Source organism: Blautia hydrogenotrophica DSM 10507 (assembly GCF_034356035.1).
Taxonomy (GTDB): Bacteria; Bacillota; Clostridia; order Lachnospirales; family Lachnospiraceae; genus Blautia_A; species Blautia_A hydrogenotrophica.
Window position 1 is genome coordinate 1,455,360 of the sequence record NZ_CP136423.1, and the last position, 18,288, is coordinate 1,473,647.

Here is an 18,288-nt window from a genome sequence, read left to right on the forward strand (position 1 = left end):
AAAAGACAGAGATTAAAAAAGGAGTATGGAAGAATGAGCTTATCTTATCAACAAATGTTTGAACAGACAAAAGGTGTAATCAGCCTGCTTCCCACTCATTTTAACAGGGATGAGTCGTTGGATTTGGGGGCAATGAGAGAGACGGCAGAGTATGCCTGCCAGCAGTTAAAGGGCCATGATGGGGCGATTATGATCGCAGGGAGCACCTCGGAATTTTATGCGATGACGGATGAAGAGACGCTGCAAATGATTGACGCGGTGGTCAAGACTGTGAACGGAAGAGCTCCCGTGATCGCAGGAACTGGCCGCGCGGCGACGAGGCTGACTGTCGACATCAGTAAAAGAGCGCAGGAACTGGGAATTGACTGTGCTCTGGTCTCGAATCCTTATTATATGCAGGTCACGGATGAGGGGCTTTACCGGCATTTCTCCATGATTGCTGAGGCTTTGGATATCGGAATCATGATCTATAACAACCCTTCCACTTCGAAGATGTTCGTACCACCACACATTATGGGACGGCTTTCTAAGCTTCCCAACATCATTGCGTCCAAGGAGAACGCTACGACCATTGAAAAATATTATTGGATGAGAGCAAAGACAGACTCCAAGGAGTTTAAGGTGTGCTGTGGAATTGGGCATCTGAACTATATGTATGAAGCCCCCTTTGGTTGTCCAGCTATGGTGACGGAATTGATGCTATTGGCGCCGGAATTGATTTTCGCCTTTTACGATGCTTGCCAGAAAAAGGAGTTTCAGGAGGCGAACCGGTTGATGGACTGTGTGATTCCTTACCATGAGTTCATTGCGGACTGTGTTGCCAGAAGAAACATTCCGTCCACCAATGACCCGGAGATCGGCGGTCGGGCGACTGCGCTGTACCAGTCCGTATTAAAATGTGCCATGGAGCTTCGGGGCCTGCCGGGCGGTGTAGTCAGAGAACCTCTGGAAAACTTGACGGGACCGGAAATCGACGAATTAAGAGCAGTCATGGAACGATGCGGATGGATTTGAATCTTTATGTTATAGGAAAGACAGCGGGGCAGGATTCTTTTTATTTCGTAGGAAATTGAGTTCCTATGGAACAAAAACGCTTCGCCAAGGATGCGCACGCCGCAATAAAGTAGTTCACCACATAGCGGCGTGAGGCGGAGCGCAAAATGGACTGTACCCCTCAAAGATTGAGGGGATGGGGAGCTAAAGTGGGCTTGCTCACTTTGTTATTCAGTGACAGAAAGGAAGAGAAGAATGAACAGATACCAGATAGATTTTCCGAAAATCGGCATCCGCCCTGTGATTGATGGGCGCAGAAAAGGGATTCGTGAGAGTCTGGAAGAACAGACTATGAAGATGGCGTTGGCTGCCAAAGAGTTGATACAAGGGCAGCTGCGGTATCCAAATGGTGAGCCGATCGAGGTGGTAATCGCAGATACCACCATCGGAGGGGTCAAAGAAGCGGCTAGATGCCAGAATCAATTTGAGCGGGAGGGAGTGGAAGTGACGCTGACAGTCACCCCATGCTGGTGCTATGGTACGGAGGTGATGGACCAGACCCCTCAGACCATCAAAGCCGTCTGGGGATTTAATGGGACGGAACGGCCTGGGGCGGTATTTTTGGCCGCGGTCCTGGCAGTTCACGGACAGAAAGGCTTGCCTGCGTTTGGAATCTATGGACGTAATGTGCAGGACTGTACGGATACTGAGATACCGGAGGATGTCTCAAAGAAAATTTTGCTATTTGCAAAGGCAGCGGTTGCGGCGAAAGCCATGCGTGGGAACAGTTATCTACAGATCGGTTCTGTGTGTATGGGAATCGGCGGTTCCATCCTGAATCAAGATTTCATGCAGCAGTATCTGGGCCTGCGCTCAGAGTCTGTGGATGAATCCGAGATTCTGCGGCGCATGGAACAGGGAATCTATGATCCGGAGGAGTTCGAGAGAGCTTTGGCCTGGACGAAAGAAAACTGTACACAGGGATGGGACAAAAATCCAGAAGAACTGCGGCCGAATAAAGAAGGCTACGAAGCCTGGTGGGAATTTGTGGTCAAGAATATGCTGATCGTCAGAGACTTGATGGTGGGAAATCCTAAGCTGGCGAAGATGGGATTTATCGAGGAGTCCTGCGGGCACAACGCGATTGCCGCCGGAATTCAGGGACAGCGCCAGTGGACAGATTTCAGGCCAAACTTTGATTTTTTGGAGGCGATGCTGAACAGCCAGTTTGACTGGAATGGACTTAGAGAGTCCTATGTGATTGCCACGGAGAACGATACTCTGAATGCAATCACGATGCTTTTTGAACACCTGTTGACAGACTGCCCTGGAATCTTTGCCGATGTTCGCACCTACTGGAGCCCAGAGGCGGTAGAACGGGTCACGGGAGAGAAGCTAGAAGGGTACGCGAAGGATGGAATTATCCATCTGATTAATTCAGGAGCGGCAGCTTTGGAGGGTACAGGCGCAGTCTTGGATAAAGACGGCACACCAATGATAAAACCTTTCTATCAGATGACGGATGAGGAAGCGAAAGCTTGCCTAGAAGCCACAGACTGGTGTCCAGCGGACCTCTTCTATTTCCGAGGAGGCGGCTTTTCCAGTCATTTCATCGGCGGGACGAAGGGACAGATGCCGGTGACCATGGCGAGAATTAATCTTGTACATGGAGTCGGACCGGTGATGCAGCTTGCGGAAGGATATACCTGTCAGCTTTCTAAGAAAGTACATGACATTTTGGACAAGAGGACGGACCCCACTTGGCCAACTACCTGGTTTGCGCCGAAGCTTACTGGGGAAGGCGCTTTTACAGATGTGTATTCTGTCATGTCTAACTGGGGAGCGAACCACGGGGCTTTCTGTTATGGCCATGTGGGAGACCGGCTGATTACTCTGGCGTCTATGCTCAGGATACCGGTTTCCATGCATAACGTGGAGAAGGAGCGTATTTTCCGCCCTGCGGTCTGGGCGGCTTTTGGAACTCAGGAATTAGAAGGGGCAGATTACCGGGCGTGTGAGGCGTTCGGACCTCTTTATAAAGCATAGGTTATGAGGGAGAGAGGAGAGTAGAGAAATGCCGAAAATTAGCAGGCGGGCGTCTCAAACGCCCAGCTCAAAAATCAGAAGAGTTTTTAACAAATCTTTGGGACATGACGACTGGGTGAAGTTCACGGTGGGAGAGCCGGATTTTGACACGGACCAGACGATTATTGAGGCAGCGTACCAGGCCGCTTTGATGGGGAATACCCATTATGTTCACAATGCCGGGATTTTTCCACTTCGGCAGCAGCTGGCGAAAAAATTTTATGAGGATCAACATCTGACGGTGAATCCAGAGACAGAGCTCATGGTTACAAACGGGGGAACGGAGGCTATTTATCTGGCGCTTCAAGCGATCGTTGAGCCAGGAGACGAGGTGATTATGCCTGGGCCTCAGTGGACTCCTTATCCTATGCTTACCACTTTAAACCATGGCAAGGCAGTGATTTGCAAAGTCCATGAGAAGGACGGGTTTCAGTACACAGAAGAAAATCTGCGCAGATCGATCACGCCCAACAGCCGTATCCTCATTTTGAACTCTCCTTGTAACCCGACAGGAGGCATGGCTGGGCGGTCCACCTTGGAGATGGTGGCGAAAGTTGCGAAGGAATTTGATTTGTGGGTACTGTCTGACGAGGTGTACGAAAAATTGGTCTATGATGGAAATGAGCATATCAGTATTGCTTCTCTTCCGGAGATGAAAGAGAGGACCATTATCATAAACAGCTTTTCAAAATCCTATGCGATGACTGGGTGGAGAGTGGGATTTATGATGGCCCCGGCAGCTTTGATGCAGGTTATGGTGAAGCTTCATGAGCTGGAGACCTCCTGCTGCAATGTTCCGGCACAATATGCGGCTTTAGCGGCTCTTAACATGGACCAAGTAGTAACAGGCAGAATGCTAGAACAGTATGCAAAGCGCAGAGAGATTCTTGTAAAAGGGCTGAATAGGATTTCGGGAGTGAGTTGTGTTCCGCCTAAGGGAACCTTCTATGCGTTTGCCAATGTGAAAGAGCTGGGAGTGCCTTCCGATGAATTGGTGGAGCGGATGATGGATGAGGTAGGCTTGGCCGTGGTACCGGGGACCGCTTTCGGTGAGGACGGAGAAGGCTTTCTGAGGTTCTCTTTTGCGGTTTCTGAGAAAACCATCGAAGAGGGGCTAGAACGGTTTGAGACTTTTGTAAAGAGTCTGCGTCAGTGAGGTGATAGGCAGATATGAATAGGGAAGAGACAACAGCTTGGATTTCGAAAGGAAGGGCGGTGCTCGGCATTGAGCTTGGCTCCACCCGGATAAAAGCAGTGTTAATCGGAGAGGATAGGGAGCCGATTGCTCAGGGGGAATATGCCTGGGAGAATCAATTTGTGAATGGCGTCTGGACCTATGAGCTTTCCTCGGTGTGGCAGGGGCTTCAAAAGTGTTATCAAGATCTTTCCAAAGATGTAGAGGAAAAGTATGGGGTAAAGCTTAGTCGTCTGGCAGCGATGGGGGTCAGTGCTATGATGCACGGGTATCTAGCTTTTGGCAGGAATGGAGAGCTGCTGACCCCTTTTCGGACCTGGAGAAATACAATGACCGAAAGGGCGGCGGCAGAGTTGACCGAATTGTTTCAGTACAACATTCCCCAGAGGTGGAGTATTGCCCATCTATACCAAGCTATTTTAAATGGAGAGGAGCATGCAGCGAGGATTCGTTTTCTCACGACGCTCTCAGGCTATGTTCACTGGTGTCTCACAGGACAGAAGGTTTTAGGGATTGGTGACGCGGCGGGGATGATGCCCATAGATCCGAAGACCAAGGACTACAGTCAGAAAATGCTGACACAATTTGATGTTCTGATTGCAGATAGAGGATATCCGTGGAGAACGAAAGAGCTGCTGCCGAGAGTGCTGCTGGCAGGACAGGAGGCAGGAAGACTTACCGAGACAGGTGTTAGACTTTTGGATGTGACAGGAAGATTGGAGGCAGGGATTCCAATGTGTCCGCCGGAGGGAGATGCCGGAACAGGTATGACGGCCACCAACAGTGTGGCAGGACACACAGGAAATGTGTCGGCGGGAACCTCTGCCTTTGGGATGGTGGTGTTAGAAGAGGAGTTGTCTTTCGTATATCGGGAATTAGACTTAGTAAGCACTCCGGATGGAAAGCCAGTGGCGATGGCTCACTGTAATAACTGTACGTCGGATCTCAACGCCTGGATTCAGATTTTTGCGGAGTTCGCCAACCTTATGGGAATGAATGTCACAAAAGAGGAACTCTACGGCAGGTTGTACCGGAAGGCCTTAGAGGGGGATGAGAGCTGCGGAGATCTCATGGCTTGCAATTATCTGTCAGGAGAACACGTCACAGGGCTGGAACAAGGGAGACCTCTCTTTGTGAGAAAACCAGATAGTCGGTTTGATCTGGCTAATTTTATGAAAGTGCACCTGTACACCTCCTTGGCGGTTTTGAAGACAGGGATGGATATCCTGTTAAAAAAAGAACGGATTCCAGTGAGATACATTTTGGGACACGGTGGTTTTTTTAAGACTAAGGATGTGGGACAGCGTATGTTAGCGGCGGCCTTAGATACACCGGTGTCGGTGATGGAGACGGCTGGTGAGGGCGGAGCCTGGGGAATTGCATTGTTGGCGGATTACCTGGTCCGGGGAGCTAACAAGCAGACCTTAGAGCAGTTTCTGGACGGAGAAGTTTTTGTCAAGGCAAAGGAAACATACATCTGGCCAAAGGAAAGAGAAGTGGAAGCGTTTGAGAGATTTATGGAGAGATACCGAGAGGGACTGAAAATAGAGAGAGCTGCTGTCGACCATCTGTGTTGAGAGAAAAACCCGCGCAGACCTTGGATGTCGTAAAGACTGAGGTCTGTGCGGGTTTTATGTTAGTCCTCCAACGGTGCGTTGGCCATCTCTGCTTTTCTGGCATTTGTGAGAATCTCATCAAATTTTTCAGCGGCAGCGGTATATTCGTCGTCGTCCTCGATGTTGTCCATGATTGGATCACCGTTCTCCGTGCGGGAGAATTTATATAGGTAGACTTCTCCGTTATGATTTTTGCCGTCCTCTTCCAGAGGAAGAAGGGCGATATATTCATTGGTCTCTACACTGAATACAGTCAGAATGGCACAGGGCACTTCCCGGCCGTCCTCCATTGGCAAAAGGACGGTGTTGTATCCGCCGGCATCTTGAGGTTCACAAGAAGAGCAAGAGGAACAAGAAGAGCAGGAAGCACAGTCGCTTGCAGAGCAGGCCGCTGAGTGTTTTTCTAAATCCATATCGTTTATCCTCGCTTTGTAGTATTTAGAAGTTCTGATTCTGGTATATTTCAGAATTCCTAGCTGTCTATAACTTTAACAGAAAGCGGGCGCAAAATCAACCGAATGAAAAATTTTACCTTGGCTTTTTTATGGGACTTGCGTATAATGAAAATACAATATACTTTCAGTATTCTGGTGTTTTGAGATGGCGAGATGCCAGAAAGTGCAAAGCAGAGGGAGGAATTAAGGTTGAAGAACAGTACGCCCAACGCGCTGAAGCGGACGGAATTTTTGCCTGTTGTGCTGATTGGGGAAGGCATAGCCGTGGGAGCGGTCAGCGGGGTGGTCGTTTTATTGTACCGTGTGGCGCTAAAATATGCAGATGAGTGGTTAGCGGAGATCTTAAATTTTATGAAGAGATCTCCGGTCACGATTGTTCTGTGGTTTCTGATACTATTGTTGCTTGCCCTGATTGTGGGGAGGCTGCTGAGATGGGAGCCATTGATCTCAGGCAGCGGGATTCCGCAGTTGGAAGGAGAAATGGTGGGAAAGTTACGCCAGTGTTGGTGGCGGGTGATTGCGGCTAAGTTCGCAGGAGGCTTTCTCTCTTTGATGGCAGGACTTTCTCTGGGGCGGGAAGGTCCTTCCATACAGTTGGGAGCCATGGCGGGAAAAGGGGTTTCCAGGTTGACGAAGAGAGGGATTACAGAAGAAAAATTTTTGCTGACCTGTGGAGCGAGTGCCGGCTTGTCGGCTGCGTTTCATGCTCCGCTGGCAGGAGTGATGTTTTCTTTGGAGGAGCTTCATAAGAGTTTTTCGGTATCTTTGCTGGTATCTGCGATGTGTTCTTCTGTGACGGCAGATTTTATTTCCGCACAGTTTTTAGGGTTTGAGCCAGTCTTTCGTTTTCAATTGAGCCAGGAGCTGCCGGTACAGTATTACTGGGCGCTGCTGTTGTTGGGGCTGATACTGGGACTGCTGGGTGTCTTTTATAACAAGACGACGTTGAAGGTACAGCAGATCTTTCAGTCCATTCCCCACCTGAATGAGACGACGAGACTGTTTATTCCATTTTTGATGGCTGGGGTGATCGGCTTTACATTGCCGGAGCTTTTGGGCAGTGGTCATGATTTAGTGATGGACTTGGCTGACGGGCAGAGGGCTTTGGGAGTGTTGGTGGCGTTGTTAGCGCTGAAGTTTTTGTTCTCATTATGCAGTTTTGGGTCTGGAGCGCCAGGAGGGATTTTTTTTCCGCTTCTGGTGTTGGGTTCTATGATCGGCACAATTTTTGCCACAGCGGGAGTTCAGTATTTTGGCATGAGTCCAGAGTACATCAGTAATTTTATCATCCTGGCGATGGCAGGATATTTCACAGCTATAGTCCGGGCGCCTATGACGGGGATCATTTTAATTTTTGAGATGACGGGCTCTCTCAGTCAAATGCTCTCTCTGGCTATTGTGTCCATTGTAGCCTATGTGGTGGCAACGCTGCTGAAATCTGAACCGATTTATGAGAGTCTGCTGAACAGCTTGTTGAAAAGACGAGGTGTCGAGGAACCTCCTGCTGGGGCGGAGAGAGTTCTGATGGAATTTGTAATTCGTCACGGTTCACGAGCGGCGGACAATAAGATTAAGGAGATCGAATGGCCGAAGGACAGTCTGATTGTGGCGCTTCAGCGAGGGGAGAGGGAGGTTTTGCCGAATGGGGATACCTATCTTCTTCCCAGTGATACACTGGTGGTGATGACCCCTGCCAGATGTGAAGGAAAAGTCTATGACGAGATGGTTCAGCTGTGTTATCATAAGGCTGAGACAAAACCGCAAAAAGAGTGGTGGGAAAGAAAGAAGAAAAATACAGCCGGAGGAGGGCATAAATGAAATTTATATCTTGGAATGTGAATGGGATTCGAGCTTGTCTAAAAAAAGGTTTTGAGGAGTATTTTCAGGAGGCCAACGCGGATATCTTCTGTATTCAGGAGACGAAGTGTCAGGAGGGACAGGTGGAGTTGACGCTGCCGGGATACCATCAGTACTGGAATTCGGCGGTGAGAAAAGGCTACTCAGGGACGGCAATATTTGCGAAGAGAGAACCTCTGTCGGTAAGCTACGGAATTGGAATAGAAGAACATGACCAGGAGGGAAGAGTGATTACTCTTGAGTATGAGGACTTTTATTTTGTCACAGTCTATACGCCGAATTCCCAAAATGAGCTGGCCAGATTGTCTTACCGGATGGACTGGGAGAGAGATTTTCTGGAATATCTGACAAAACTAGAAGAGAGAAAACCTGTTGTCTGGTGCGGGGATTTAAATGTAGCTCACCAGGAGATTGATTTGAAAAATCCGAAGACGAACCGGAAAAACGCGGGATTTACCGATGAAGAGAGAGCTTGCTTTACCAAGGTGTTGGAGAGTGGATTTATTGATACTTTTCGGTATTTTTACCCAGATCAGGAAGGAATTTATTCCTGGTGGTCTTACCGTTTTCGGGCGAGAGAAAAAAACGCGGGGTGGAGAATTGACTATTTCCTGGTTTCTTCGTCTCTGCGGGAGAAAATGGTGGATGCAAAGATTCACACACAGGTGCTAGGGTCCGACCACTGCCCGGTGGAGCTGGACATTACACTGTAAGGAAGGAGCGTGCACAAGGTGATAGACAGAAAAGAACGACCGATAAAAGCCGGAGTGCCAAAGACACTAGGAGCAGTCAAACAGGACGGCGGGTATAATTTCGCGGTGGAAGTACCTCAGGAGAAAAGAGCCTCTTTGCTTTTGTACCGCAGGGGAGAGGAACTGCCGGAGCAGGAGATTGTACTTTCCGACCAGTTTCGGACCGGAGATATTGCTGCGGTGTTTTTGCCAGGGTTTAATGCCAGGGGTTATGAATATAATTATAAGATCGACGGTGTGGTGGTTCCAGACCCATATGCCAGGAAGATTGTGGGAAAAGAAAAATTCGCGGAATCGTTGTCCGAAAAGAACCCCCATCAAGTGCGCTGTGGGTTCTGGGATGGTTCGCAACAGATCTGGGAGGGAGACCGTAGTCCACAGATTCCCTATGAAGAAATGATTTTGTATAAAGTGCATGTGAGGGGATATACACGCAGCCCAAAATTGAAAGGACGGTATAAGGGAACTTTTCGGGGACTGTCGGAAAAGATTCCTTATTTGAAAGAACTGGGAATCAATGGGTTGGAGATCATGCCGGCTTATGAGTTCTGGGAAATCCCTGTACCTGCTGCTTTGGAGAATGGGAAAATGATTCGAATGCGTCAGGAATGGGGGCGGCTGAATTTCTGGGGCTATACAGCAGGGTACTATTTTGCGCCAAAATCCTCCTATGCATCGTCTGCTAATCCAATTTTAGAATTTCAAAGGCTGGTGCGTAGCCTCCACGACGCTGGGATTGAGCTGATTATGGAATTCTTTTTTCCTAAAGAAGTGAATCCTGTTGCAGTGCTGGAGGTTCTGCGTTTTTGGAAGTGGAATTACCATGTGGATGGCTTTCATCTGTTAGGGGAAGGTGTATGGCCAGATATGATTCTTAGAGATCCTATGTTGAGGAACACAAAGCTGATTGTGGGAGGGTTTGACAATCATGCCGTCTATCCAGATGGACCGCCGAAACTGCGCAATGTGGCGGTTTCCCATTATGGTTTTGAACAGACCATGCGGCGACTGCTGAAAAGCGATGAAGATATGCTCCCTGCGGCTCTTGGACTGATTCGGGAGAATCCGTCTGCCCATGGTGTGATTCACTATATGGCGAGTCAGGATGGATTCACGATGATGGATATGGTGTCCTATGATTATCGGCATAATGAGGCGAACGGTGAGGATAATGAGGATGGAACCGGCTATAATTATTCCTGGAACTGTGGAGTGGAAGGTCCTACCAGGCGCAAAGCAGTGCGCCAACTGAGGATGCAGCAAATTCGGAATGCGTATCTTTTATTGCTGCTTTCCCAGGGGACTCCGATGATCTATGGAGGAGATGAGTTTGGAAATTCTCAGGAAGGCAACAACAATGCTTACTGTCAGGATAATCCTATAGGTTGGGTAGATTGGGGGGCTTGTAGGAAAAATTCCAGACTTTTGGAGTTCGTAAAGGAAGCCATTGCTTTTCGCAGAAGGCATCCAATACTGCACTGCGCAGAACCATTGCAGGGCAGTGATTATCGCTCTTATGGTTTTCCAGATATCTCCTATCACAGCCAGAGGGCGTGGTACTGTAAAATGGAGAGTACTAGCCGCAGTGTAGGCGTGTTGTACTGTGGGGATTATGCTCCTGGAGAAACTGTGAAATTTCTCTATGTCGCTTATAATTTTCACTGGGAATCTCAGGAATTTGCGCTTCCCAACATCCCAGAAGAGATACAGTGGTATCTGGCGGCAGACACCTCGGATACGGAATCTTGTGGATTTTTGCCAGAGGGAGAAGAGAAAAAACTGAAGGAGAGAAGGGTTTTTACTGTAAAACCGAGAAGAATTCTGATATTGATTGGAAAATAGGAGGCAGAGAGGATGCATCCATGGCTGCATTTTAAGACAATTACAAGGCATAAACTGCTGGTGATGAAATATTGTTTTCGGATAGGCTTGTACAAACAGGGGCTTTTGCATGATTTGTCCAAGTATTCTCCCACAGAATTTCTGGTGGGCTGTAAATATTATCAGGGGAACCGTAGTCCCAACAACGCGGAGAGGGAGGACCGAGGGGTTTCTCTGGCGTGGCTGCACCACAAAGGGAGAAATAAGCACCATTATGAACACTGGGTGGACTACTCTTTAGATGGAGAGCACGTAATCATGGGAGCAAAAATGCCGAAGAAATATGTGGCGGAGATGGTGGTGGACCGGATTAGTGCTTCAAGAAATTATCTGGGAGATGCCTATACAGATCAGGAGCCTTTGAAATACTATCTGAAAAGCAAAGAAAAACTGTGGTTTATCCATCCAGAGACGAAAAGAGATCTGGAAGCCATGCTGAGGATATTGGCAGACCACGGGGAAAAAAAGACTTTGGATTATATCAGGCGAGTATATCTAAAAAGAAGATGAATTTTCCTTGCGCGATCACAGTCGGGTATGTTAAAGTATGAAAGAAATTATTTTACTGTCGAATAGGGGAAGAAATTCTTCCCCTATTCGATTCATAATAAAACGTTCCACGGGAACTGCGCTGTGGCAAGGGGAAAAGAGGGTGTCAATATAGCCCGCCGCAGATAAAAGCTTTGTGGAGTGAGATACTATAAAAAAGGGAGGAGATTTTTTGAACAGTACAACAGTCATAATTTTGTCCGCTTTCGTGGCTTATCTGCTTATGATGATTGTCGTAGGCGCGGTCTATATGAAGCGGTCTAATAATACGGAGGAGTATTTTTTGGGAGGGCGTGGACTCAGTGGATGGGTCGCAGCCTTGTCTGCTCAGGCTTCTGACATGAGCGGCTGGCTTTTGATGGGACTTCCGGGTGCGGTCTATGCGATGGGAACCGGTCAGGCATGGATTGCTGTGGGATTGTTTTTAGGTACCGTGTTTAACTGGGTCTGTATTTCGTCTAGACTACGCCGCTATACGATTGTGGCGAACAATTCACTGACAATACCAGCATACTTTGAAAATCGGTTTCGCGATAAAAAGAGAATTTTATTGCTGGTGTCGTCGATTGTGATTGTAATCTTTTTCTTGGTATACACGGCGTCTGCGCTGGCTGCTGGTGGCAAATTGTTTAATTCTGTATTTCATGTAGATTACCATATCGCGCTGGCGATTGGGGCAATTGTAATTTTAGCCTATACCTTTATGGGTGGTTTTATGGCAGTCTGTGTGACAGACTTTATACAGGGAACTTTGATGCTGATCGGGCTTCTGACAGTTCCGATCGTGGCCTATTGTGTGATGCATGGAAATATCTCTGAGATATTGAATCAAAGCGGAGTGGAAGGCGGAGCGGCGTCTTTCCTAAATATGATGACAAATGGTGAGAGAAACTTTACTCCCGTTGAGATTTTTTCCCAACTGGCCTGGGGATTGGGATACTGTGGTATGCCGCATATTCTGACTCGTTTTATGGCAGTGAGGGATGAAAAAGAGCTAAAAAAATCCAGAGTAATTGCAATTACCTGGGTGGCTCTGTCTTTGACCGCAGCAGTGACCATCGGTGTCTTGGGACGTGCGTATCTCTATCCCACGATCTTGGGAACAGAAGGGGCGGTTTCCAACGAAAACGTATTTATTGAGATGATCACGAAGATTTTTACGGTCGACTATGCACTTCCATTTATTGGCGGAATTTTCCTGTGTGGTATTTTGGCGGCAATTATGTCTACGGCGGATTCTCAGCTGTTGGTGACTGCATCTTCTGTGGCCGAGGATATCTACCACAATTTTATTAAAAAAGATGCCGAAAACAGTACGATTATGAAGATCAGCCGTGCCACGGTAGTGGTTGTAGCGGTTTTGGCTTTTTTGATTGCCTGGAATCCGGACAGCAGTATTATGGGATTAGTGTCCAATGCGTGGGCAGGGCTGGGTTCTGCTTTCGGTCCAATTGTCCTGCTGTCTCTATTTTGGAGAAGAACGAATTTGGCTGGAGGCATTGCGGGTATTGTTTCAGGTGGAGTTACAGTTCTGGTGTGGGATTATTTACCTCTGGTTCATGGTGAGACTTTGGGAGTTGCCACAGGGGTGTACTCACTGGCAGTAGGTTTCCTCATCAGTGTCTTAATGATTGTAGTGTTCAGTCTGGCGACGAAGGCACCCGATCAGGAAATTTTGGATGAGTTTGATAGAGTAAAGGCGATGAAAAATCAGAAATAGACGTATATTCATATTTCAAAAAGGACGGGGATAATTCCTCGTCCTTTTCATAGTGGCGGACTTTTGGCGCACGTTTTTTAAAGGTGTAAGTCCCAAGTCTGTCCGGTAGCGGGAAAGAATAACTGAAAACAAGGGTGTCCATCGTGAGGTGGAATCTGAAGGAAGCTGGATGTGGGAATTTAGTAACCCACGGGTAAACCTCTGGTCTGACGGACAGAAATCGCATTAAAGGCTGTGCGTGAGGGGAAGTCTGCCACACAAGATGAAGCCCGGTATCTACACGGAATCATGTATAGTAAATGCGGCAGATGGATACAGAAAACAAGGAGAGCTGCTCACAAAGAGATAGCGCAGAACGCAAAGAGTATGTGAGAGCGCACCGCTCATTCAACCGGATATGGAAGGAAAGGGACAGTACAGATTCGGACATCTTAGGTAAGATGCTGGACAAGGACAACCTGAACAGGGCTTACAAAAGAGTGAAGGTAAACAAGAGAGCGCCGGGTATCAATGGAATGACCATCGAAGCGGAACTGCTGTGGCTAAAGGAAACCAACCGCTTTGGCTATTGTCCGGGGTGTGGGGTAAAGACGCCATTGACAGTATGAAAGAGTATATGGAACAGGGATATACGAGGGCAGTTGTGTTTGACCTGAGGAAGTACTTTGATATGCTGAATCATACGATACTGCTGAGAAAACAGGTAAATGATATAAGAATCATACAAATGGTAAAGCGATACCTGAAAAGAGGAGTGATGGAGTTGTAAAAGAGATGGAGGAAGGCTCCCCGTAAGGAGGGAAGCTGTTCCCACTGTTAGCGAATGTGTATCTGGAAACTACCGAAGACAAGGATGAGAAAACTCATCAGACTGGGAGTAGACAGCCTGATGCGGCAAAGATAGCCTATGACCGCAAAGGATACTGGTTTAACGCTAGAAATAAAGCAGTCAACTGGGCCTTAAATAAGAAAGACTCATAAATTGGGGCTTTATGAGTTAGTTGCAGACTATCAGTCTGTGTACGTTAACTATTGAAACTGTCATGTACCAAACGGTACGCACGGTGTTGTGAGAGGACGGGAGCTAGCTACTCTCTCTTACTCGATTGGACACAACTATATACAATCTTGTATTAAGATTTTATATTGAGAAGCCTGCCACTGATTTTTGATTTATAAACTATTATTTCTTTTTATCATTACAATCAGATTTGTTATCAAGGCCATTCAGGTAATTTTCTCCCCATTTGCACATAGCGTCTAGTATAGGTATAATACTTTTTCCAAAATCACTAAGAGAATATTCAACTTTTGGGGGGACAACAGGATAAACTGTCCGGATAATTAAACTATCATTTTCTAATTCTCGAAGTTGTTGAGTGAGCATTTTTGGGGTAGCCTGTGGAATAAGTTTTCCAATTTCATTAAAACGCAAAGTGGTATCAATTAAATGCCACAAAATAAGAGCTTTATATTTTCCACCGATTAAATCAAGTGTTGCTTCCACAGGACAATTAAAGGTATTGGGACATTTCATTGTAGTCTTTTCCTCCACACTATCTTTTTAGATACTATATTACAAAAAAGTACATTCTTGTCTTTTTGTAAATAATTGATAAAATTATAGCATAGGAGGGCAAGGTTATCAAGGCTTCCTAAAATTCATAGTTTTAGAAAGGATAATTATATCATGGATTTTTTGACTCTTGCAAAGAAAAGGTACAGTGTACGGGCTTACACAAAACAAAAAGTCGAGAAGGAAAAATTAAATGCAATTTTAGAGGCGGCTCATGTTGCACCAACAGGTGGAAATTGTCAGCCGCAGCACTTAATTGTAGTTCAAAGTGAGAATGGGCTCAGTAAAATTGGAAAGGCTGCTAACATTTATGGCGCACCATTGGCAATTATTGTTTGTAGTGATATTGAAAAAACTTGGACACGTCCATTTGACGGAAAAAAGCTGACGGATATTGATGCAAGTATTATTACGGATCACATGATGATGGAGGCTACGGATTTGGGTTTGGGAAGTGTTTGGGTGTGTTATTTTAAGCCAAGCGTATTGAAGACAGAATTTAATCTCCCGTCGAACCTTGAACCTATTAATATTCTTGCTATCGGCTATGCTGATACGAGTCACGAAACAGTTCTTCCTTCCAATCGCCATAATAAAATGAGGCTTCCGTTGTCTGCGACAGTATCATTTGAAGAACTTTAAATCCACTACACAATAAAAAAGATGTTGTACAGCATCTGTGTCCCACACTGTTTTACTTATTCCAAATAGGAAGTGTGGCAGTTCTTCCTGAAGTTTCAAGATAAGGTGCTGCTCCATATCTTCGTCCATGGCTATTCTATCTATGACTTTTTTCTTTGTTTAGCATACCGCAGATGAGTCGGGAATACCGGAGTTAGAAAGATTATCTTACGTATTTAGCAGTCTGTTCCGATGGGATTTCTACTCGTTTAAATGCGTAGACAGGTGACTGTATTTTCTGTTAGGTCTGTAAGATGAAGATATTTTACAAGCTTTTTGAAAAATCAGATGATAAAATAGGAAATAGCAAGGAGGAAATGCACATGAGAAAAGAGATTAGAACTGTGGTCTATGACGATGATTTGAGAATAGAAGCCTATCGTTTTGAGGGAATTGTGCAGCCGTTTCCAAATCATTTTCACGAATATTATGTGATTGGTTTTGTGGAAGAGGGAGAACGCTGTCTTTCCTGTAAAAATAGAGAATATACCATTAACCGGGGAAATGTTGTCTTGTTTAATCCTGGTGATAGCCATTCCTGTATCCAGAGTGACGACGGCACGCTGGACTATCGGGGATTTAATATCTCAAAAAAAACTATGTTGAACTTAGCCGAGGAAGTGACTGGGAAACGAGAGCTTCCTGGTTTTTCGAGGAATGTCATTTATGATGAAGAAGTAACCTGTTACTTGTGTCCGCTTCACGAAATGGTGATGAATGGTTCCGTGGAATTTGAAAAAGAAGAAGATTTGCTTTTGCTTTTGTCCTTGTTAATTCAAAAATATGGTCAGCCTTTTGAAAACTGTATTCCGGAGTGCCGGGATGAAATTGAATGGGCCTGTGCTTATATCAATCAACATTTTACAGAGCATATTTATTTAGATCAGATATGCCGCCAGGTAGGGCTGAGTAAATCCACATTGCTACGGGCATTTACCAAATCAAAGGGGGTTACCCCATATCGTTACCTTGAGAATATCCGCATTGGAGCCGCGAGAAAATTATTGGAACAGGGCATAGCACCGATTGACGCAGCATTACAGACAGGTTTTTCCGATCAAAGTCATTTTACAAACTATTTTAATAGCTTCATTGGTTTGGCCCCTGGCATTTATCGGGATATATTTTTAGAAAAACAGGGGTTGAGAGGAACTTCAGATGGAGTATAAAAAGACAATCGGGTATTTGGCAGTTTTATTGACCATCCTGATTTGGGGAATCATCTTTATTTCAACAAAAGTTTTGTTGGTAGACGTTCAGTCTGTAGGAATTCTGTTTTTCCGCTTTGTCATGGGTTTTTTGGTTCTTTTGATTGTCTATCCTTACTGTATAAAAGAAACAACCGCAAAATAGGAACTTACCTTTGCGGCAACCGGTTTTTGCGGGATTTGTGTATACTATTTGTTGGAAAATATGGAAAAGGAGATCTGGAAAAAATTTTATCAGACGAGAGTGATTTGATATCACTTTCGTCTCCTTGCAACAATTAAACGAACCTTTGCAATGGTCGGCGGCAGTTTTGAGAAGATCAAGGCCGCCGTTTTTTTGTTCTCCAAAAGAGTGACGTCTTGACAGAATCGATTTCAGCAAGAATTTCGGCAGAGTCAACCTTTCCAATTCCAGAGATGAGTTAAGTAACGTATATTTTTTGGATTTAAATCACGTACTGTTTGAAAAAAGGGGGAAATTTCTGAGGAGTCGAGCGGCTAGCTGGGTGGATTTCCTTTGGGGGTATTTTTTTCCAAGAGAATCTGCTATAATAGGTAGCATCGACGAAAAATTTTTTCACGGAAAGGACGGGATGACGATGAAAAAATATGATTATCTGATTGTCGGCGCGGGGTTGTTCGGTGCGGTTTTTGCCCATGAAGTGAGAAAGGTAGGAAAAACTTGCCTGGTCATTGATAAGAGGGAACATATTGGGGGAAATATATATACAGAAGAGATAGAAGGTATTCAGGTACACAGATATGGGGCACATATTTTTCATACCTCCAATGAGAGAGTCTGGAAATATGTAAACCAGTTTGCAAAATTTAATCACTTTGTCAACTCACCGGTTGCAGTGTACAAAGATGAATTGTATAATTTGCCTTTTAATATGAACACCTTTTATCAGCTCTGGGGAGTGAAGACACCGGCTCAGGCCAAGGCCAAAATTCAAGAGCAGATTTCCCAGATGCACATTGTGCATCCCCATAATTTGGAGGAACAGGCACTGGCACTGGTGGGAAAAGACATCTATGAAAAGCTGGTGGATGGATATACTAGAAAGCAGTGGGGCAGAGAGTGCAAAGAGTTGCCCGCGTTTATCATAAAAAGGTTACCGGTGAGGTATACTTTTGACAACAACTATTTTAAAGACCCTTATCAGGGAATTCCCATTGGAGGATATACGAAGATCGTGAAAAAGTTGTTGGAGGGAGTGCAGGTATGCCTGAAGACAGACTTTTTTAAGCACAGAGAAGAGCTGGTGAAGCAAGCGGAGAAAGTTGTGTTTACCGGAATGATCGATCAATACTATGACTATTGCTTTGGAGAGCTGGAATACCGGTCCTTACGCTTTGAAGACGAAATATTGGAGATGGAGAATTATCAGGGAAATGCGGTTTTGAATTACACAGACTATGAAATTCCTTATACCAGAAGCATTGAGCATAAACACTTTGAGTTTGGAAGGCAGGAGAAGACGGTGGTCACAAGAGAATATCCCGATACCTGGGTGAGAGGAAAAGAGCCGTATTATCCAGTGAATGATCCTAAGAACAATGAGATTTTCGCGGAGTACCAAAAGAAAGCTCTAGAAGAGAAAAATGTGCTCTTTGGCGGAAGACTGGGCTTGTACCGCTATATGGATATGGACCAGGTGATTGAGGAGGCATTGGCGTTGGCTGAAAGTGAGACTACTTACGAGAACTAACAGGAGAG

General features: G+C 45.9%; 15 protein-coding genes and 1 pseudogene. 14 read left to right on the forward strand and 2 right to left on the reverse strand.

The features are described from left to right. The first annotated feature begins 33 nt into the window (after positions 1-33). The 4 genes from BLHYD_RS06830 to BLHYD_RS06845 all read left to right on the forward strand — a co-directional run bounded on the left by BLHYD_RS06830 (position 34) and on the right by BLHYD_RS06845 (position 5,850). A complete protein-coding gene (locus BLHYD_RS06830; RefSeq protein ID WP_196795154.1) occupies positions 34-1,014 on the forward strand; it encodes a dihydrodipicolinate synthase family protein in 981 nt (326 codons plus the stop codon). 234 nt (positions 1,015-1,248) lie between these two features. Next, the gene (locus BLHYD_RS06835) at positions 1,249-3,039 is read left to right on the forward strand and encodes an L-fucose isomerase (protein WP_005944785.1); all 1,791 of its coding nucleotides are present in this window, start codon (positions 1,249-1,251) and stop codon (positions 3,037-3,039) included. Positions 3,040-3,067: 28 nt separating this feature from the next. Further along, positions 3,068-4,234, forward strand: a complete 1,167-nt coding sequence (locus tag BLHYD_RS06840; protein ID WP_005944788.1) for a pyridoxal phosphate-dependent aminotransferase — start codon at positions 3,068-3,070, stop codon at positions 4,232-4,234. A gap of 14 nt (positions 4,235-4,248) precedes the next feature. Continuing rightward, positions 4,249-5,850, forward strand: a complete 1,602-nt coding sequence (locus BLHYD_RS06845; protein WP_005944791.1) for a xylulokinase — start codon at positions 4,249-4,251, stop codon at positions 5,848-5,850. 59 nt (positions 5,851-5,909) lie between these two features. Here the strand turns inward: BLHYD_RS06845 and BLHYD_RS06850 are convergent, their stop codons facing one another. Further along, positions 5,910-6,302, reverse strand: coding sequence for a DUF1292 domain-containing protein (locus tag BLHYD_RS06850; RefSeq protein ID WP_021845951.1), 393 nt, complete (start codon positions 6,300-6,302; stop codon positions 5,910-5,912). A 231-nt stretch (positions 6,303-6,533) separates the two neighbouring features. On the opposite strand from BLHYD_RS06850, the gene BLHYD_RS06855 reads away from it, so the two are divergent. The 6 genes and pseudogenes from BLHYD_RS06855 to BLHYD_RS17435 form a co-directional block, all read left to right on the forward strand. Then, positions 6,534-8,162, forward strand: a complete 1,629-nt coding sequence (locus tag BLHYD_RS06855) for a ClC family H(+)/Cl(-) exchange transporter (protein ID WP_081447108.1) — start codon at positions 6,534-6,536, stop codon at positions 8,160-8,162. After that, positions 8,159-8,914 carry an exodeoxyribonuclease III gene (locus tag BLHYD_RS06860; protein WP_005944802.1) on the forward strand — a complete coding sequence of 252 codons (756 nt, stop codon included), beginning with the start codon at positions 8,159-8,161 and terminating at the stop codon, positions 8,912-8,914. Before BLHYD_RS06855 ends, BLHYD_RS06860 begins: the two co-directional genes overlap by 4 nt. 18 nt (positions 8,915-8,932) lie before the next feature. Then, entirely contained in the window at positions 8,933-10,795 is a 1,863-nt protein-coding gene (locus BLHYD_RS06865; RefSeq protein WP_148391232.1) for a Type II secretory pathway, pullulanase PulA and related glycosidase, read from the forward strand. A gap of 12 nt (positions 10,796-10,807) precedes the next feature. Then, complete coding sequence (locus BLHYD_RS06870) at positions 10,808-11,344, forward strand: DUF5662 family protein (protein WP_005944811.1); 537 nt, start codon at positions 10,808-10,810, stop codon at positions 11,342-11,344. A 211-nt stretch (positions 11,345-11,555) separates the two neighbouring features. Continuing rightward, positions 11,556-13,103: a sodium/proline symporter PutP gene (gene putP / locus BLHYD_RS06875; RefSeq protein ID WP_021845948.1), complete on the forward strand. Its 1,548-nt coding sequence runs from the start codon at positions 11,556-11,558 to the stop codon at positions 13,101-13,103. Positions 13,104-13,411: 308 nt separating this feature from the next. Then, positions 13,412-13,964: pseudogene (locus BLHYD_RS17435) on the forward strand (group II intron reverse transcriptase/maturase); the annotation flags it as partial. A gap of 322 nt (positions 13,965-14,286) precedes the next feature. Here the strand turns inward: BLHYD_RS17435 and BLHYD_RS06885 are convergent. After that, the gene (locus BLHYD_RS06885; protein WP_021845947.1) at positions 14,287-14,640 is read right to left on the reverse strand and encodes a winged helix-turn-helix transcriptional regulator; all 354 of its coding nucleotides are present in this window, start codon (positions 14,638-14,640) and stop codon (positions 14,287-14,289) included. Between the two features lie 153 nt (positions 14,641-14,793). On the opposite strand from BLHYD_RS06885, the gene BLHYD_RS06890 reads away from it, so the two are divergent. The 4 genes from BLHYD_RS06890 to glf all read left to right on the forward strand — a co-directional run bounded on the left by BLHYD_RS06890 (position 14,794) and on the right by glf (position 18,280). Next, positions 14,794-15,321: a nitroreductase family protein gene (locus BLHYD_RS06890; protein ID WP_005944833.1), complete on the forward strand. Its 528-nt coding sequence runs from the start codon at positions 14,794-14,796 to the stop codon at positions 15,319-15,321. 362 nt (positions 15,322-15,683) lie between these two features. After that, positions 15,684-16,529 carry a helix-turn-helix domain-containing protein gene (locus BLHYD_RS06895; protein WP_040350250.1) on the forward strand — a complete coding sequence of 282 codons (846 nt, stop codon included), beginning with the start codon at positions 15,684-15,686 and terminating at the stop codon, positions 16,527-16,529. Continuing rightward, positions 16,519-16,713, forward strand: a complete 195-nt coding sequence (locus BLHYD_RS06900; protein WP_005944843.1) for an EamA family transporter — start codon at positions 16,519-16,521, stop codon at positions 16,711-16,713. Before BLHYD_RS06895 ends, BLHYD_RS06900 begins: the two co-directional genes overlap by 11 nt. Positions 16,714-17,167: 454 nt before the next feature. Further along, on the forward strand, positions 17,168-18,280 hold the full coding sequence (glf, locus tag BLHYD_RS06905; RefSeq protein ID WP_055165434.1) for a UDP-galactopyranose mutase: 1,113 nt from the start codon (positions 17,168-17,170) through the stop codon (positions 18,278-18,280). Positions 18,281-18,288 lie beyond the last annotated feature (8 nt).

Coding starts and splice junctions, on each gene's coding strand:
- BLHYD_RS06850 (WP_021845951.1), bottom strand. CDS start 6,302: ATGGATTTAGAAAAACACTCAGCGGCCTGCTCTGCAAGCGACTGTGCT.
- BLHYD_RS06830 (WP_196795154.1), top strand. CDS start 34: ATGAGCTTATCTTATCAACAAATGTTTGAACAGACAAAAGGTGTAATC.
- BLHYD_RS06870 (WP_005944811.1), top strand. CDS start 10,808: ATGCATCCATGGCTGCATTTTAAGACAATTACAAGGCATAAACTGCTG.
- BLHYD_RS06845 (WP_005944791.1), top strand. CDS start 4,249: ATGAATAGGGAAGAGACAACAGCTTGGATTTCGAAAGGAAGGGCGGTG.
- BLHYD_RS06895 (WP_040350250.1), top strand. CDS start 15,684: ATGAGAAAAGAGATTAGAACTGTGGTCTATGACGATGATTTGAGAATA.
- BLHYD_RS06885 (WP_021845947.1), bottom strand. CDS start 14,640: ATGAAATGTCCCAATACCTTTAATTGTCCTGTGGAAGCAACACTTGAT.
- BLHYD_RS06840 (WP_005944788.1), top strand. CDS start 3,068: ATGCCGAAAATTAGCAGGCGGGCGTCTCAAACGCCCAGCTCAAAAATC.
- BLHYD_RS06860 (WP_005944802.1), top strand. CDS start 8,159: ATGAAATTTATATCTTGGAATGTGAATGGGATTCGAGCTTGTCTAAAA.
- glf (WP_055165434.1), top strand. CDS start 17,168: ATGAAAAAATATGATTATCTGATTGTCGGCGCGGGGTTGTTCGGTGCG.
- BLHYD_RS06890 (WP_005944833.1), top strand. CDS start 14,794: ATGGATTTTTTGACTCTTGCAAAGAAAAGGTACAGTGTACGGGCTTAC.
- BLHYD_RS06835 (WP_005944785.1), top strand. CDS start 1,249: ATGAACAGATACCAGATAGATTTTCCGAAAATCGGCATCCGCCCTGTG.
- BLHYD_RS06900 (WP_005944843.1), top strand. CDS start 16,519: ATGGAGTATAAAAAGACAATCGGGTATTTGGCAGTTTTATTGACCATC.